At 67.2% G+C, this 16,062-nt stretch carries 12 protein-coding genes; 5 read left to right on the forward strand and 7 right to left on the reverse strand.

Going from position 1 to position 16,062, the window contains the following annotated elements; all coding sequences use genetic code 11:
* Positions 1–200: 200 nt before the first annotated feature.
* Positions 201–788 (reverse strand): response regulator transcription factor, encoded by a 588-nt coding sequence (locus ACLBYE_RS02360; RefSeq protein ID WP_447692886.1) that lies wholly within the window; start codon positions 786–788, stop codon positions 201–203.
* Entirely contained in the window at positions 785–1,759 is a 975-nt protein-coding gene (locus ACLBYE_RS02365; protein ID WP_447692887.1) for a sensor histidine kinase, read from the reverse strand. The genes ACLBYE_RS02360 and ACLBYE_RS02365 overlap by 4 nt, the downstream gene beginning before the upstream one ends.
* Positions 1,760–2,094: 335 nt before the next feature.
* Here ACLBYE_RS02365 and ACLBYE_RS02370 point away from each other — a divergent pair, with 335 nt between their 5' ends.
* Positions 2,095–3,255: an efflux RND transporter periplasmic adaptor subunit gene (locus tag ACLBYE_RS02370; RefSeq protein WP_447692888.1), complete on the forward strand. Its 1,161-nt coding sequence runs from the start codon at positions 2,095–2,097 to the stop codon at positions 3,253–3,255.
* A 72-nt stretch (positions 3,256–3,327) separates the two neighbouring features.
* Positions 3,328–6,510, forward strand: coding sequence for an efflux RND transporter permease subunit (locus ACLBYE_RS02375; protein WP_447692889.1), 3,183 nt, complete (start codon positions 3,328–3,330; stop codon positions 6,508–6,510).
* Between the two features lie 228 nt (positions 6,511–6,738).
* Here ACLBYE_RS02375 and ACLBYE_RS02380 read toward each other — a convergent pair whose 3' ends face one another.
* Complete coding sequence (locus ACLBYE_RS02380) at positions 6,739–7,650, reverse strand: glycosyltransferase family 2 protein (protein WP_447692890.1); 912 nt, start codon at positions 7,648–7,650, stop codon at positions 6,739–6,741.
* A gap of 576 nt (positions 7,651–8,226) precedes the next feature.
* Here ACLBYE_RS02380 and ACLBYE_RS02385 point away from each other — a divergent pair.
* Together ACLBYE_RS02385 and ACLBYE_RS02390 are read left to right on the forward strand one after the other, a co-directional pair.
* Positions 8,227–9,453, forward strand: coding sequence for a flagellin N-terminal helical domain-containing protein (locus tag ACLBYE_RS02385; RefSeq protein ID WP_447692891.1), 1,227 nt, complete (start codon positions 8,227–8,229; stop codon positions 9,451–9,453).
* Positions 9,454–10,031: 578 nt separating this feature from the next.
* Positions 10,032–10,547: an STM3941 family protein gene (locus tag ACLBYE_RS02390; RefSeq protein WP_020096260.1), complete on the forward strand. Its 516-nt coding sequence runs from the start codon at positions 10,032–10,034 to the stop codon at positions 10,545–10,547.
* 15 nt (positions 10,548–10,562) lie between these two features.
* On the opposite strand, the gene ACLBYE_RS02395 is transcribed toward ACLBYE_RS02390, so the two are convergent.
* From ACLBYE_RS02395 to ACLBYE_RS02405, 3 genes are all read right to left on the reverse strand, one after another.
* Positions 10,563–11,798, reverse strand: a complete 1,236-nt coding sequence (locus ACLBYE_RS02395) for a winged helix-turn-helix domain-containing protein (protein WP_447692892.1) — start codon at positions 11,796–11,798, stop codon at positions 10,563–10,565.
* A gap of 80 nt (positions 11,799–11,878) precedes the next feature.
* Positions 11,879–12,226 carry a hypothetical protein gene (locus ACLBYE_RS02400; protein WP_447692893.1) on the reverse strand — a complete coding sequence of 116 codons (348 nt, stop codon included), beginning with the start codon at positions 12,224–12,226 and terminating at the stop codon, positions 11,879–11,881.
* A 92-nt stretch (positions 12,227–12,318) separates the two neighbouring features.
* Positions 12,319–12,441 (reverse strand): hypothetical protein, encoded by a 123-nt coding sequence (locus ACLBYE_RS02405; protein ID WP_447692894.1) that lies wholly within the window; start codon positions 12,439–12,441, stop codon positions 12,319–12,321.
* Between the two features lie 493 nt (positions 12,442–12,934).
* Here ACLBYE_RS02405 and ACLBYE_RS02410 point away from each other — a divergent pair, with 493 nt between their 5' ends.
* On the forward strand, positions 12,935–13,429 hold the full coding sequence (locus ACLBYE_RS02410; protein ID WP_447692895.1) for a GNAT family N-acetyltransferase: 495 nt from the start codon (positions 12,935–12,937) through the stop codon (positions 13,427–13,429).
* Between the two features lie 36 nt (positions 13,430–13,465).
* On the opposite strand, the gene ligD is transcribed toward ACLBYE_RS02410, so the two are convergent.
* Positions 13,466–15,976 carry a DNA ligase D gene (ligD, locus tag ACLBYE_RS02415; protein ID WP_447692896.1) on the reverse strand — a complete coding sequence of 837 codons (2,511 nt, stop codon included), beginning with the start codon at positions 15,974–15,976 and terminating at the stop codon, positions 13,466–13,468.
* Positions 15,977–16,062: the final 86 nt, after the last annotated feature.

Raw genomic sequence — 16,062 nt, forward strand, 5'->3', positions numbered from 1 at the left:
GCACAGAGCCGGAGAATGCGGAAGTCCGGCAGTTGGCCGAGTTTGGCCGAAAGCGATTCATCTGCTGGCGAGAAGCGTCAGCGGAAGATCAGATCATTCATTTTGCAGCAAGACGGTCGTCCGCCAACTCTACAGATCTGATACGCGACCCATCAGTTTCGTCGCCATGTCACCGCGACAAAACTGAGTAGCGGTCGACCTCACGGTTCGATAAGGCCGAGCCTGACACAGGCAATGGTCGCCTGCATCCGGGTCACGACCCGAAGTTTGCGCATCACCCGATCAACGTGGAAATTTACGGTGCGCTCGCTGATCGCAACGATGCCGGCGATGTCGGCCGACGACTTGCCCCGGGCGATCCAGGTGAAGATCTCTCGCTCGCGCTCTGTGAGCACTGGTGCGGAAGCCTTATCCAGAGCGACCGGGCCACTCCGCTGGAGCACATTGCGCAGAACGGCGACGAGGAGATCGAAGTCGATCGGCTTCGGCACGAAGTCGTCGCAGCCGAGCTGTCTGGCCTCGATCTGGTTCTCCCGGCCGGAGAAGGCGGTCAGCACAACGAAGGGCGTCCGCGAACCGCAGGTACGCAGGGCCCGCAGCAGATCGAGCCCGCTGCAGCCCGGTAGGTCGAGGTCGCAGAGTACGGCATCGTACCCGCCCCCGAAGCGCTCCAGTCCCGCGGGCCCGGTGGCGACCCAGTCGACCCGGAAACCCGCCTCGATCAGTTCCTCCTCGATCAGCTCGGCGATGGCCGCATCGTCCTCGACGCAGAGAATCCGCGGGCTCACGCTGCGGCCCCCGGCAGATGGAGCCGCACCGCCGTCCCGCGTTCAGGTCCGCTGTCGATCTCCAGTTCACCGCCATGCGCCGTGACGTAGCGGTGGACCAGATGCAACCCAAGCCCCGCCCCCGGGATGCCGGCGCTGTTGCGCGCGCGGTAATAGGGCTCCATCACCCGGTCGATCTCCTCTTCGGGAATGCCCGGACCGCAATCGGTCACAGTGATCACCGTGCCATCGATCCGATCCGATCGCGCGACGCTCACCGTCACGAGGGCGGGCGCCGGCGAGTACTTCACCGCGTTGGCGACGAGGTTTGAGACCGCTTGGTAGATGAGGTCACCGTCGGCGTAGAGGGCGGGCTCGGGCACGCGCACGTCGAGCCTGACGCTGGCCATCTCGTAGACGGAGGCGAAGGGCTCTAGCAGCGCCGCGGCATCGACGGCTCCGCGGCTGAGCTCGAGTTCGCCCTGGCCCACTTCCGAGGCGAGGCGAATGCGTCCGACGAAGGCGTCGAGACGGGCGGCCGCATGGCGGATCTTGTCGGTGCGCGCCACAATATCCTGGGGCGTCACCGTCCGGGCGAGCTTGGCGAGGCGGTAGCTCTGGCCATCGATGGATGTCAGCGCCGTCGCGATCTCGTGGGTGAGGATCCGAACGAAGCGCTGGCCGGTCTCGGCCTTACGCGTCTCCTCCTTCAGGTGGGCCTCTGTGACGAGGCGTCCGCGCCGGCGCTGCTCAATGACGTGGGCGACGAGCCATTGCGCGCCGACGGCGATGACCCGGTTGGCGACGAAGCTCGCCTCGATACCTCCCGTCGGCGGGCGGACGAACGATCCGGCGAGGGAGGCCAGGGAGGACAGGGCCGCCAGCCGGTAGGCGCTGCCGGGGCCGGCATAGACGGCGAGCAGGATCGGCAGGGTGTAGGCGAAGCAGATCGAGACGTTGTCGGAGGGCTCGATCAGGTCGGCGACGAACACGGTTCCGATCAGCAGAACGGCGAGGCCTGCGGCCCGCCGGCCACCCAGCCGATGCCGGCTTGGGTTCCGTTCTGATGTCTCCATGGCGAGGCCTGTCCGGCGCGTGGTGCCAGCGTATCGCACCGCAGCCCTCAAGCCTCAACCTGTCAGACCTGACAGTTGGCCCGCCCGCGATGCCCGCTTACCGCGGGCTCGGACATCGCAACTCCGCCGTCGGCGCCCCAGGGCGGTTCGCGCGGGTTCGACCGCGCGATGTCAAGGGGGGCACGACTGGCATGAGGGGTTTGGCGCCGGGCCATCGCGGATGGCCACCTACGAGGATCGCCCCGGCCTGTATGGCGCGGGCGCTCAGGTGGGGCGGCGCGATCGCGGCTTGCCTGCCGCCCCTGCTTCTCGCCGGACCGGCCGAGGCGGAGAACGCCGCCTCTCCCGGTTCCGCCGCGACGATCACCCTCAACGCGCGTCAGGTCGGCGCCATCGAGATCGGAACGGTCGGTACCGCCCGGTTCATCGACGAGGTCCCGGCGGTCGGCAACATCGACTTCAACCAGAACATGCTCGTTCAAGTCTTCACACCCTATCAGGGCCGGATCATCGCGGCTTACCCGAATGTCGGCGACGCCGTGAAGAAAGGGCAGGTGCTGTTCACGATCGACAGCCCGGACCTGCTCACGGCGGAATCCGCCCTCATCGCCGCCGACGGCGTGTTGCGTCTGCAGACCATCACCCTGAAGCGCCAGCAGGCGATGAAGAGCTTCGGCGGTGCCTCGCAGGCGGCCGTGGACCAGTCGACCTCGGATCAGCAGACGGCGGAAGCCGCCCTGAAGGCGGCGCGGGACGCCGTGCGCATCTTCGGCAAGACCGATGCCGAGATCGACAGGATCGTCTCCGACCGCCGGGCCGACCCGGTTCTCATCGTCAGGAGCCCCATCGACGGCTTCGTCACCACGCGCACCGCCTCGCCCGGCCTGCTGGTGCAGCCGGGCAGCGCCCCGCCGGTCTACACCGTGGCGGACCTGTCCACGATGTGGATGTTCGCCAACGTCGTCGAGGACGACGCGCCCAAGATGGCGCTCGGCGAGACGGTCCGCGCCTCGGTGGACGCCTTCCCTGGGAAAGTGTTCACCGGGCGGGTGCTGGTGCTGGGCCAGAGCATCGACCCCAACACCCGCCGCCTCCCGGTGCGCACCGATGTGGAGGACCCCGACCACCAGTTGCGCGCCGGAATGCTCGCCACCCTCACCGTGCAGGTTGGCCCGCCGCGCCGGTCCCCCGCCGTCCCCGCCGACGCGATCGTGCGCGAGGGCGACGGGACTATGACGGCCTGGGTGACCACGGACCGGCTTACCTTCACCCGCCGCACCGTAACGGTGGGCGCAAGCAAGGGGGGCTTCACCGAGATTCGTTCCGGCCTGCGGGAAGGCGAGCAGGTCATCGTCAAGAACGCGGTCTTCGTGAGCAACAAATACGACCTCGCCGCGAACATGACTGACTGACCGCCCCCCTTTGGCCGCCCTCCTTGCCGGGCCGCCCCCTCGCACAGACCCACCGAGACCGGAAGCGAGACTGTGTTGAAGTCCCTCATCGCGTACGGCCTCAGCCGCCGGGCCGTCGTGCTCCTGGGCACGGTGGCGTTCCTGGTGATGGGAGTGTTCGCCTTCACGCGGCTCAACATCGAGGCCTATCCCAACCCGGCCCCGGTCATTCTGGAGATCACGGCGCAGGCCCCGGGCCTCTCCGCCGAGGAGATGGAGAAGTACTACACGATCCCGATGGAGGTCGGACTCTATCCGACGCCCGGTGTCGAGAACATCCGCTCGACGTCCTTCTACGGGCTCAGCTTCGTGCGCGTGACGTTCAAGTACGGGGTGGACTATTACACGGCCGTCCAGCAGGCCAACCTCAACCTGCAGCAGAACACGAACCTGCCGGGCAACCAGACCCCGCAGATCCAGCAGAGTTCGCTCGTCGGTGAGGTCTACCGCTACCAGATCGTCGGGCCGGGCCACACGGGGCTCACCAACCTCCGTACGATCCAGGACTACATCATCGCCCGCCGGCTCTACACCGTGCCGGGCGTCGTGCAGATCAACAGCTGGGGTGGGACGACCAAGCAGTTCAACGTCGAAGTCGATCCCGCCAAGCTGGAAGCGTTCGGCGTCACGATCCCGCAGGTGATCACCGCGCTCGGCAATGCCAACAACAACGTCGGCGGCCGCGAGATCGAGATCGGTCAGCAATCGGTCAACATCCGCGGCATCGGCCTGTTCAACGACGGCGGCAACGACGACCTGCTGAAGGGCGACCGGATCAAGGACATCGAGGATACGGTGATCGGCCAGACCAATGCCGTGCCGACCCGGATCCGGGACGTCGCCAAGGTCACGGTCGGGACCATGCCCCGCCTCGGGATCGCCGGGCGCGACCGGGACGACGACGTCGCCCTTGCCATCGTGGTGATGCACCGGCTTCAGCACACCAACGACGTCGTGCCCCGGATCGAGGCGGAGGTGGCAAGGATCAACGGCGACGGCACCCTGCCGCCGGGAGTGAAGATCGTCCCCTACTACGACCGCCTGTCCCTGGTGGAGGTCACGACCCACACCGTACTGCACAACCTGCTGTTCGGGTGTGCGCTGGTCTTCGTGATCCAGTGGCTGTTCCTCGGCGATCTGCGCTCGGCGATCATCGTCGCGGCCAACATCCCCATGGCCCTGTTCTTCGCCGTGATCGTGCTGGTGCTGCGCGGTGAGGACGCCAACCTCCTCTCGGTGGGCGCGGTGGACTTCGGGATCATCGTCGACTCGGCGGTCATCCTCGTCGAGAACACGTTTCGCAACTTCCAACTGCCCGCGGCCGAGAAGGCATCCCTTCTGGCCCGGCTCGGCCGGGACGAGGGCGGCACCGGCGCCGCCTCGTGGCCCGAGCGGCTGCGGCTGATCTTCGTCAGCGCGGTCCAGGTGGACAAGGCGGTGCTGTTCTCGACCGCAATCACCGTCTCAGCCTTCATCCCACTCTTCACCATGCAGGGGGTGGAGGGGCAGATCTTCAACCCGATGGCTAAGACCTACGGTTACGCGCTGGCCGGCGCTCTGCTGTCGACCTTCACGCTGACCCCGGTGCTCTCCTCGGTGCTGCTGCCGCGGCATGTGGAGGAGGTGGACACGTTCCTCGTCCGCTGGATCCGGGCGGTCTACGCTCCGCTCCTGCGCCGGGCGCTCGATCACAAGGTCGCCTCCATCCTCGTCGGGGCCTTGTTCCTGGCCGGCGTCGGCGTCCTCGCCTCCCGCCTCGGGACGGAGTTCCTCCCGAGCCTGGAGGAAGGCAACTTCTGGATCCGAGCCCAGATGCCGCCGACCATGGGGCTCGATGCCGGCACCGCGGCTACGGCCAAGATGCGCGCGATCCTGCTGCGCCATCCGGAGGTGATCACCGTCGTCTCACAGCACGGCCGGCCCGACAACGGCTCCGACCCGGCCCCGTTCTCGAACGTCGAGCTGTTCGTCCCCCTGAAGCCCTACGACCAGTGGCCCGCCGGCCGGACCAAGGCGAAGCTCACGGCAGAGCTGCAGGCGGACATGGAGAACGAACTGCCGGGTATCGCCTTCAACTTCTCCCAGTATATCCAGGACAACGTCGAAGAGGCCATCTCGGGAGTAAAGGGCGCGAACTCGGTCAAGATCATCGGACCCAACCTCGCGGTGCTCGAAGATCTGGCTGCCCGAATCAAGGGAGAGATGGGGCAAGTCCGCGGCATCGAGGATCTCGGCATCTTCCACGTCCTCGGCCAGCCCAACCTGAACATCGCCATCGACCGGGAGAAGGCCGGGCGTCTCGGGCTCAATACCGGAGACGTCAACACCGTCGTCCAGGCCGCCTTCGCGGGGAGTACGGCGACGACGCTGCTCGAAGGCGACCGGCAATGGGGGGTCGTGGTGCGGCTGCCCCCCGCGGCCCGCAGTTCCGTGGAGGCCGTGGGCAACGTGAAGGTCCCCGGCGGCAACGGCGGCAAGGCCTATGTGCCCCTGCGGGATCTCGCCACCATCAAGCTGGAGACCGGCGCCTCCTACATCTATCGCGAGCAGACACAGCACATGCTGCCGATCAAATTCTCAGTCCGCGGCCGCGACCTCGGGGGAACCGTCGCGGAGGCGCAGGAGCGGGTCCGGCGCACAGTCGAACTCCCGAACGGCTACCGGCTCGTCTGGGCGGGCGAGTTCGACGATCTGGAGAAGGCCAAGAACCGCCTGATGATCGTCGTGCCCGTGTCCCTCGGGCTCATCCTAATGCTGCTCTACAGCCTGCTGAATTCCCTGCGCGACGCGCTGCTGGTGCTGACGGGCATCCCGTTCGCGGTGGCGGGCGGGATCCTGGCGCTGTGGGTCACCGGGCTCAACTTCTCCGTCTCGGCGGCGATCGGCTTCGTGTCGCTGTTCGGCGTGTCGGTGATGGATGGGATCCTGATGCTCACCTACTACAACGAGGTGCATCAGGCCGGTCTGCCGGTGAGGGAGGCGATGTTCCACGCCGCCGAGCAGCGGATGCGCCCGATGCTGATGACGGCCCTCTCGGCCTGCATCGGGCTCTTCCCAGCGGCCATCTCCAACGGGATCGGCTCCCAGGTCCAAAAGCCTTTGGCCACGGTGGTCGTCGGCGGGATGATCGTCGGGCCGGTGATGCTGCTTTTAGTGGTCCCAGCCCTGCGTTTGATCTTCCTGCGTCAGGAAGTGGAGTCGAGATCCGCGGCTTGACGTCGAAGGAGCGCTGACAGAAGCGAGCCACCTCCCTCACCATGAAGGCGATTTCCGCTTCTGAGGCGCTCAGTTTGATCCCGTTATGATCGTGTAGAGGCGCTATCGGAAGGGCGGCTCATGGATTGATCGGGCGAGATGATCAGCACATCTACTGTAGCCGGACGAGCCCCTTGGATGAGATCGGAGGGTTGATTGGGGCCCCCGCAATCAAAATGCAAGCTGATCCTAAGCGGCGAAGTCTGGAGCGAGGAGGCCGCGGTCGGCGAGGCGGCTCCAGACCCGGGCGGCCGCGGCCCGCGCGCGCGGCGCGCGCCCGGTCGCCAGGACCGCCCATCGCGCGCGCATGGTCCGGCTGAACAGGGACGCCGAGCGGTCCTCGATCTCGTTGCGGTCGAGCAGATCGAAGCGCAGCGCCAGGTCGTCGAGTCGGGGACCGCGCGGGCTGCCCGCGCTCGGCAGGCGCATCCGGGCCGAGAACTCGCCCCAGGTCTTGCACTGATAGTGGTTGAGCTGGATGCCGCCGTAGGCGATCCGGTCCGCCATTCCGGTCGTGCCGGCCGCGACATCGGTGAAGTCCGAGAGCGTGCGTCGTCCGGCCGCCAGAACCACCTCGTGCACCTGCACGCCCCGGACATGCTCGGACCGCGCGAGCGTCTTGTAATGGGCCTGGTAGGCCCAGTCGGACGGAGCGCAGCGCTGGAAAGCCTCCGTCACGAACCCGTATCCCGGCGCGGTCACGCCGGATGAGCCGAACGAGCGCCAGTTGACGTGGACGGCCGAGACATCGTCCGGCACCCGGGCGAGATACCGGGGTAGCGCGCCGTCCTGCCAGGGCACGAGGAACTCGTCGATATCGAGGAACGCCACCCACGGCGTGGCCACCAGGGCCATGCCGGCTGTGTAGGCCGCGATCTGCGGTGACGCGCCGTCGAGAGCCGCGACCGCGTGGAGGGAAATGGCCGGATCGGCGGCCGCCGCGCGGGCCACGATCGCGGGCGTGTCATCGGTGCTGCCGTGATCGAAGACGAGGATCCGGCTGAAGCCGACGGCGCGATGGAAGGCCAACCATTCCGCGATGTAGAAGGCCTCGTCGCGGGCGATCGCGATGAGTGTGCAGTCGAAACGACTGGCCGCCATACGCCAATTCGCCATGATCTTCACAATCTAGCACCCGAACCATCTCGGGCCTTTAAGCCTTTTCTCGTCGAATTATGACCGAAATCTGAACATGCGAGCTGATATTTGTAACAAAATGTGTCAAGACACCAGCTTAAAAAACAAATCAAAGAAATATGACAAAGATAGACACGGTCATTTCCTCTCCTCGATCTTATCCGAGAACACCGAAGTTGCCTACTGTCAGGTCTGACAGTAGCTCCGAACGGGGCGGCGTGCTTGGTTCGCGACCGGCACGCCGCTCCGTCCGGCAAACCGGACCCACGATTGCATCGGCCACTCGCGCGACGACGACCCGCCATCCACAGCGGGTCGGCGGTATTCGGCGTTTCCGTAACAGATCACGATCGTCGACCGGACGCTTAGAGAAACAATTAATCCACATTTACGCCGAAACACTTAGAAATAAATATCACAAATCGTCGATATTGGCGGCATATTGTCTGAAATATCAGAAAATTCAGCGTTATTTAACACTGGGAAGCCGAATTTTACATGCCCAAATCCGGGCCGATCATGCCATGAGATGAGCGCCCCATGTCCTCCGGTATCACCCTGTCAGCCGCGACGCGCCAGAACCTGCTCTCGCTGCAGGACACCGCCCAGCTGATGGCGACCACCCAGAACCGGCTCGCGACCGGCAAAACGGTCAATTCCGCCCTCGACAACCCGACTAATTTCTTCACCTCCCAGGCTCTCGACGGCCGCTCCGCGGGGTTGAGTACGCTCCTCGACGGCATCTCCAACGGCATCCAGTCGATCCAGGCCGCCAACCAGGGCATCACCTCGATCCAGAAGCTCGTGGATCAGGCCAAGTCGATCGCAAGCCAGGCGCTCTCGACCCAGCTCTCCACCACCGGCACCGCCGCCAACGCCTTCCCGACCACGAGCAGCACCGCCTCCCAGACAGTGCTCCTGACCATTAACGGCACCTCGGTGTCGGCAAACTTCGCCGCCTCCTCAAGCATCAGTGCGGTCGTCGCGGCGTTGAACACAGCCGTCAGCTCGGCCAGTGCAACCTCGGAAGGCACCTTCGGAGCGGGCGCGATCTTCTCGGTCGACAGCACCGGCACCAAGATCGTCCTGAACGCCCAGGCGGACGTGGAATTCCAGAACTCCGGCAGCCAGACGGCGCTCGGCTTCACCGCCTCGGCCACCACCGCCTCGACCTACGGCACCGCCGCCAGCACCGTCGTCTCCAGCGACCTGTCGATCTCGGGCGTGACCCAGCGCGCCTCGCTGGCCAATCAGTACAACAACCTGCTGAACCAGATCACGCAGCTCGCCGGCGACGCCAGCTACAACGGCGTCAACCTCATTGCCGGCAAGGGCAATGACATGAACATCAAGTTCAACGACACCGGCAGCTCGAACCTGAACGTCGCCTCGGTCGACGCGACCTCCAGCGGCCTGGGCCTGTCGTCGATCACCAACTCCGACAGCTCGGCGAGCTCAAACGGCCTCGGCAACTTCCTCTTGAACTCGGACGTCAACAAGACCCTGGCGACGCTCACGACGGCGGACAGCACATTGAACTCCGCGGCGAGCACGCTGGGCTCGAACCTGTCGGTGGTTCAGAACCGCCAGGACTTCTCCAAGCAGCTGATCAACGTGCTGCAGACGGGCTCGGCCAACCTGACCAACGCCGACCTGAACCAGGAGGCGGCGAACTCGCAGGCGCTGTCGACCCGCCAGTCGATGGGCATCTCGGCCCTGTCGCTGGCCAACTCCGCCCAGCAGGGCGTCCTCCAGCTCCTGCGGTAAGCTTCGGTCTCCGCGTCAACTGAGCGGCCGAAGTCGAACTCCGGCCGCTCGTATAATGTCGGCTATTTAGATCGGCAGCCGGTGTCTTAAGCGTCTTCTGTGGGTCGTTAAGAGGCCGTCTGCTTTTCCAGCACGCCGTCTCCAAAGCAGCCGTTCTGCTTACGGCCAGACTCCGTCACGCCGGAACGCCGTCACCCGCAGAACCGGACGTTCGGCTTCGCGCCCAACCCGGCCATTCGGGGTACACCGCCGTGTTCTCCGAAGCGGACGCTCCGGCAGCGCCACGCGTAAGACGGTGGATCGCGCGCACCTGCTCTCGATTGTCGAGAAGATCCAGGCCAGGAATGCCGCCCCGCTGATCCGCGCTGAGGCCGTCGCGGCGGATGCGTCTTCATTCGGGCCTGCCTGAACAAGGTGGAGAATCAACTCGAACGCGTCCGCGCCGAGGCGTTCTGGGACCGCGTCATGCAGGAAGTCGCCCAACATCGGCTACGGTATCGCCTTCGGGCGCGCGATAGTCGCTCTCCCGAGGAGCGACCTGGCGCAGGTCAGCCCATCGCATTGCGGAGTTCGCCTACGTGGATGTCGTCGAGATCCATCGCTCGCCGTGGCGGACCATCGGCCTCTTCCTGGCCTCCGTCGGTTTCGCGGCCTTCGCCGGCTGGCTGATCTATGCGCACCCGACAATCGGGCGCACGGCCGTAACGCCCGGAAGCTTCGCCGAGTTCGAGGCCTATGCCGGCGTCGCGTTCTTCGGCCTCTGCACGGTGCTGATCTTCCCCAAGCTGTTCCAGTCGAAACCGGTGGTGTCCGTCGGGCCGCGTGGGATCTACGATCGCAGGCTGTCGACCGACTGGATCCCCTGGGAGACGATCCGCAGCGTGACCCCGATGCAAATCCAGCGGCAGCGCATGCTGGTGCTGGAGATCGACCCGACGGCCGACGCGCATCTGTCCTGGACGAAGGGGGCGCGCCGCAGGGCCAAACTGAATCGGGTCTTCGGGCGGTCCGGGTACTGGATGACGGCGGCCGATCTGCGCGGCGGCTTCCCGGCATTGGCCGAGGCGGTGTCCGCGGCCCGGCGCAACGCGTAGCCTGGGGTCCGCCGGCTATTCCATCGCCGCCCGGTCGCTCATCCGGGAACTGACCCGGTGATCGCGGCTCTCCAGCCCGGCTGTCGACGAAATCACGACGTCGGACAGGCCGAGCCACGAGGCCATCAATCGCAACTCCACGAGTATCCGCTCCATCGTAGCCGCCGGCGCACCCGGCTCTTGATGCGCGCGCAGGACGATCAGCGCCTCGGCCCGTCGATCCGCCTTCAGGTCGACCCTGGCGACGAGCGCGCCGTCCATGAGGAACGGCAGCACGTAGTAGCCGTGCTCGCGCTTGTGGGCGGGCGTGTAGATCTCGAGGCGGTACCGGAATCCGAAGAGGCGCTCCGTCCGTGGCCGGTGCCAGACGAGCGGGTCGAACGGCGACAGGAGGGCTGCGCCGCGGTGACGGCGGCCGGGCCGGGCATCCCTGTGCAGGTACGCCTGCTGCTGCCATCCGCGGACGGTCACGGGAACGAGCACGCCCTCCTCGACGAGCTGCTCGATGGGCAGGCGCGCCTCGGTCGGCGAAAGGCGATAGTAGTCGCGCAGGTCGTTCGCGGTCGCCACGCCGAGCGCCTCCGCGGATCGCGCGACGAGTTCGCGCCGGGCGTCCACCGGATCCGGGGTCGGTCGGGCGAGGACGGAGCGGGGCAGCACCCGTTCGGGCAGGTCGTACACGCGCTCGAAGCTGCCCCTCCGATGCGTCGACGCGACTAGGCCCGCCCAGAAGAGCCATTCGAGCGCGTGCTTGGCATCGCTCCAGACCCACATGCCCTTGGACGCCTTCGGGCCCGAGACGTCGGAGGCAGCCAGCGGGCCCTCCTGCCCGATCCGGGCGAGCATGGCGTCCGCCTCCGCGCGCCGCTCGCCCGCGAACGCCTTGAGCTGGTTCCATACGCCGTGGCCCTGGCGGGCGCGGTCCATGCGCCAGCGCAGCAGAGGCTGGAGATCGATCGGCAGGAGGGACGCCTCGTGACCCCAGTACTCGAAGAAGCGCTTTGAGCCAGCGACAGCCAGGGCGTCGAGGGCGCCGCGGTCGTAGGGCCCCAGGCGCGAGAACAGCGGCATGTAGTGGGCGCGGACGAGGACGTTCACGCTGTCGATCTGGAGCAGGCCCAGGCGGCCTATCTGCCGACGCATCCGCGAGACGGCGATCCCGTCCGACAGCGGGCGCATGCCGAGGCCCTGGGCGGTCAGCGCGATGCGGCGCGCTTCGGTAATCGACAGTTCCAGCTTCGATCCAGCCATGGGATGGGCGGGGAGGCGGGCGTCACGATCCTACGGCCGCAGGTGCTGACCTTCGGAGGATACTCTCCACCGTCATCTGCTCAGCGGATCGTGTGGCTGGCTGTCTCGACGGTGGCCGGCCGGGACGGCTTGTTGAACACCGTCTGGCAGCCCGGACTCAGGCGCGCCCTGTTCCGGACCATGCAGGTCGTGATCCGGTCACGGTCCGGGATCTCGCCCAGGCAGAGCCTGAATGCGTCCCCTCGGTAGAGGCGCGCCGCCTCGGCATCGTCGGCCCTGGCGGGCGTGCCGACGAAGGGCGTCGATGCGACGACGACGACGGCGGACAGACAGACGATTGCTTTCATGGTGCCGAGGTGCCCGATCTGGATCCTTCCGGAGGGCGGGCGTCCGATGGGCCAGGTGGCATCTGCGCTCGCCGATCCCACAACAGGATCCGGAACCTCGGGTTCCGCCCGGGGATGCCGCCCCATGCGCCCGGCACAGGCGCAGCATTCGTGGGTAGGGCCGGCGGCCCGGTCTACCGGTCGCCGCGGCCGTCGATCCGGTCCTGAAGACCAGTCGCGACATAGACGAAGGCGCCGAGCAGGGCGACGGCCTCGGGCGTCGCAAACAGGAGCCACGTGTAGTCGTGCGGGCTCATCGCAGCTCCTTCGCATCCAGGGGGAGGGGCGTGCCCGCCCGAGGATGGACCCGAACGGCGGGAAGCGATAGCCGGCCGGGCCTCGGGCTCGGCTTCCCGGCTACCTCGTGGCGCAGCGCTTTAGGGTGAACAGCTCGCCGGCCTTGAAGCCGCGTGCGATCGACGCGATCATTGTGTCGCCGGCGACCGAGAGCGTCCATCGCGCCTTCCTGGCCGAAGGACCGCTGCCGCAGACCTCGTCGAGCTTCCATCTGAAGCTGCCGGCCGTACCGCTCCCAAGAAAAAACGCCCCCGACGTTTTCGACGAGGGCGCGAGGTGCGTTGAGGACGACCCATATGTCAGGCCGTTGGTATAATGCATGCCAGAGCGGGAGGTGCAACTCCCGAGTCCCGGCACCGAGCTTGCGATCCGCGCTGGGACCACAACGGCTGCCTCGATCCAGTTCGCAGTCGGGATGGCGTACAACGCTCGGCCGCCGACACGCGAGAAAGCATGACATCGCTGCTGCAGATCTCATCGACCGACACCGGTCCGATCCTGGCCCTCAACAACGCGCACGCGGCCGAGCTCTCCCTGCTCGACGAGGAAGGTCTCTACGAGCTCGTGGCGGGGAGCTTCTACGCACTCCGGATTGGCCGCAATGACGCTTTCCTGATCGCCCTCGATGAGCGGCATCCGACCTATGCGAGCCCGAACTATCTATGGTTCCGCAGTTGCTACCCGCGCTTCGTGTACGTCGACCGGGTCGTGGTCGCCAAGAGTGCCCGCGGCCTCGGGCATGCGCGGCGGCTCTACGAGGATCTCTTTCGGAAGACCCGCGAGGCCGGTCACGACCTGATCGTGTGCGAGGTAAACTCGATGCCGCCCAACCCGGGCTCGGACGCCTTCCACGCCCGGCTCGGTTTCGAGGAGGTCGGCGCAGCCACCATTCACGGCGGGGCCAAGACCGTCCGCTATCTCGCTCTTCGCCTGCCCGGCCCACGCTGACCGCGCACGAGCCGACGGCATGTCCATTCGGACAGCTCAGGTTCGTCGACGCCCGCGCTTGCCGGCTGCCTCCAGAGGCCGCGCGGCACGCTCGAAGCCGGCCCAGGGATCCTTGCCGAGCGCCGCTAGGCGACTGGGCAGGGTGGCGACGTCGAAACGCGCTCCGGAACCGAGGCACGAGAGTTCGTCCCAGCCGACCGGCACCGAGACCGGCGCTCCCGCGCGGGAGCGGGTCGAGAAGGCCGCGACCGCGGTCGCACCACGCTGGTTGCGCAGGTAATCGATGAAGATGCGGCCGTCCCTGGCCTTCTTCGACACGGTCGCGACGTAGCGGTCGGGCGCGTCCTTGGCCATCTCGGAGGCGAGCTGCTTGGAGAATGCCTTCGCCTCGTCCCACCCGGTCTTCGGTTCGACCGGGACGACGACGTGCAGTCCCTTGCCGCCGGTCGTCTTGACGAAGGCGCCGAACCCCGAGCTCCGCAGACGCTCCCGGACCTCGAGCGCGCCGGTGACGATCTCGTCCCAGGCGACGCCGTCTCCGGGATCCAGATCGAAGACGAGGCGGTCCGGCCGATCCGGGTCCGCGGTCGTCGCGCCCCAGGGATGGATCTCGAGGACGCTCGCCTGGACCAGGGCGCGCAGCCCACCGGCATCACGGATGACCACCGCCTTCTCGGCCCCGGCTCCGAGGACGTGGAGGTAGCGCTCGTCGATCCCGGCCCAGCCGTGCTTCTGGTAGAAGCACGAGCCGAGGCCGTCCGGGCACCGGACGAGCGACAGGGGCCTGTCGATCACGTGCGGCAGGATGCGGTCGGCGATCTCGGCGTAGTACTCGGCCAAGCCCTCCTTCGTCAGGCCGACGTCGGGCCAGAGCACGCGATCCGGATGCGTGAGCGTCACGGTCTCCTCCGCGGTTCTGCGCTTCGGCGCCCGTGGTCGCGCCGGCGCCGCCTCCCGGACGACCTCGTCGGCCGCCACGTCTGTCCGGACGGTCTTGAACGACGCATGCCGCAGTTGACCGTCGGCCGTCCATCCGCGGAACGTCACCTCGCAGACGAGGCGCGGCTGGACCCACCGGGCGTTGCGGCGCGCCAGGGGCGGCAGTTCGGCGTCGAACGGCGGCGCCGGGATCCGCAGGGGCTCCAGCTTCGCCCGGAGCTCGCGCGCGACCGCGTCACCGAACCCCGTGCCCACCCGACCGACGTGAACGAGGGTGCCGTCCTGGTGCGTGCCCAGGATTAACGAGCCGATGGCGCGGGAGGCCGTGCCCGAGGGCATGAAGCCCGCGACGACGAACTCCTGAGAGCCGGTGCATTTCACCTTGCGCCAGAGGTCGCTTCGTCCGGAGCGGTAGGGGGCGTCGGCTCGCTTGGCGACGATGCCCTCCAGCCCGAAACGGCAGGCGTGGCGGGCCATGGCCGCACCGTCGTCGACGAGATGCTCGCTGAACCGGATCCGGCCGACGGACCCCGCATCGTCCAGGCTCTGCAGCAGCAGGGCCTTGCGCTCGGTCAGGGGGAGGGTGCGGATGTCCTTGCCGTCGAGGTAGAGCAGGTCGAAGGCATAGAAGAGCGCCCCGCCCGTGTCGCCGTCGGCGAGGGCCTGCTGGAGCGCCGCGAAGCTCGAGATGCCGCTCCCGTTCTCGACGACGATCTCGCCGTCGATCAGGGCGGAGGGCAGCTTCAGCTCCTCGAGGGCCTTCGCGATCGGCTCGAACTTCGACGTCCAGTCGAGGCCGGATCGCGTCGACAACTTCACGGTGTCGCCGTCGATGCGCGCCTGCATGCGGTAGCCGTCGTGCTTGATCTCGTACAGCCAGCCCTCTCCGGTCGGCGCCGCGTCGACGAGGGTTGCCAAGGCAGGCTCGACGAAGGGCGGCAGCACGCCTTTGCGGGCGCGCGGGGACTTGGCCGAGGCGGGCTTCGTCACGCGCGCCGAGGCGACCTTCGCGCGTGCCGCATGGTCGGGTCTGACCTCGCCGCCGGCGGCGAGGTCGCGATTGGTCCGGCCCGACAGGACCGACGCGTCGTGCTCGCCGAGGATGTCGCCCTCGCGGCGGGCATGCTCGTCCTCGGCCTTCATCAGCAGCCACGGCTGCTTCTTCTCGCCGCCGCGACCCTTCATGCGCACGAGATGCCAACGGCCGCCGAGCCGCTCTCCGTGCAGAACGAACTCGAGGTGACCCTTCTCGAGACCGGCGGCCGCATCGCCGACCGGCTCCCAGGACCCGATGTCCCAGACGATCATGGTCCCGCCGCCGTACTGGCCCTTGGGGATCGCCCCTTCCCAGCGCAGGTAGTCGAGGGGATGGTCCTCGGTCCGTACCGCGAGCCGCTTCTCGGCCGGCGCCAGGCTCGGCCCGCGGGTGACGGCCCAGCTCTTGAGCACTCCGTCCATCTCCAGCCGCAGGTCGTAGTGCAGGCGTCGGGCGTCGTGCTTCTGGACGACGAAGCGCGCCTTGACGGCCTTCCGGCCGCGGCGCCCACGCGGCTCGGGCGAGGCCTCGAAATCCCGCTTCTCGCGGTACGGCTTGAGGAGCTCGGACATGACTTCCGGCAAACCGCCGCGGCCGATCGCCGGTTCCGGCGATGCAGTCCGACCGCGGGAACAGGCAAGAACTCGTCAGTTATCCA

The organism is Methylobacterium sp. A52T (genome assembly GCF_053346095.1).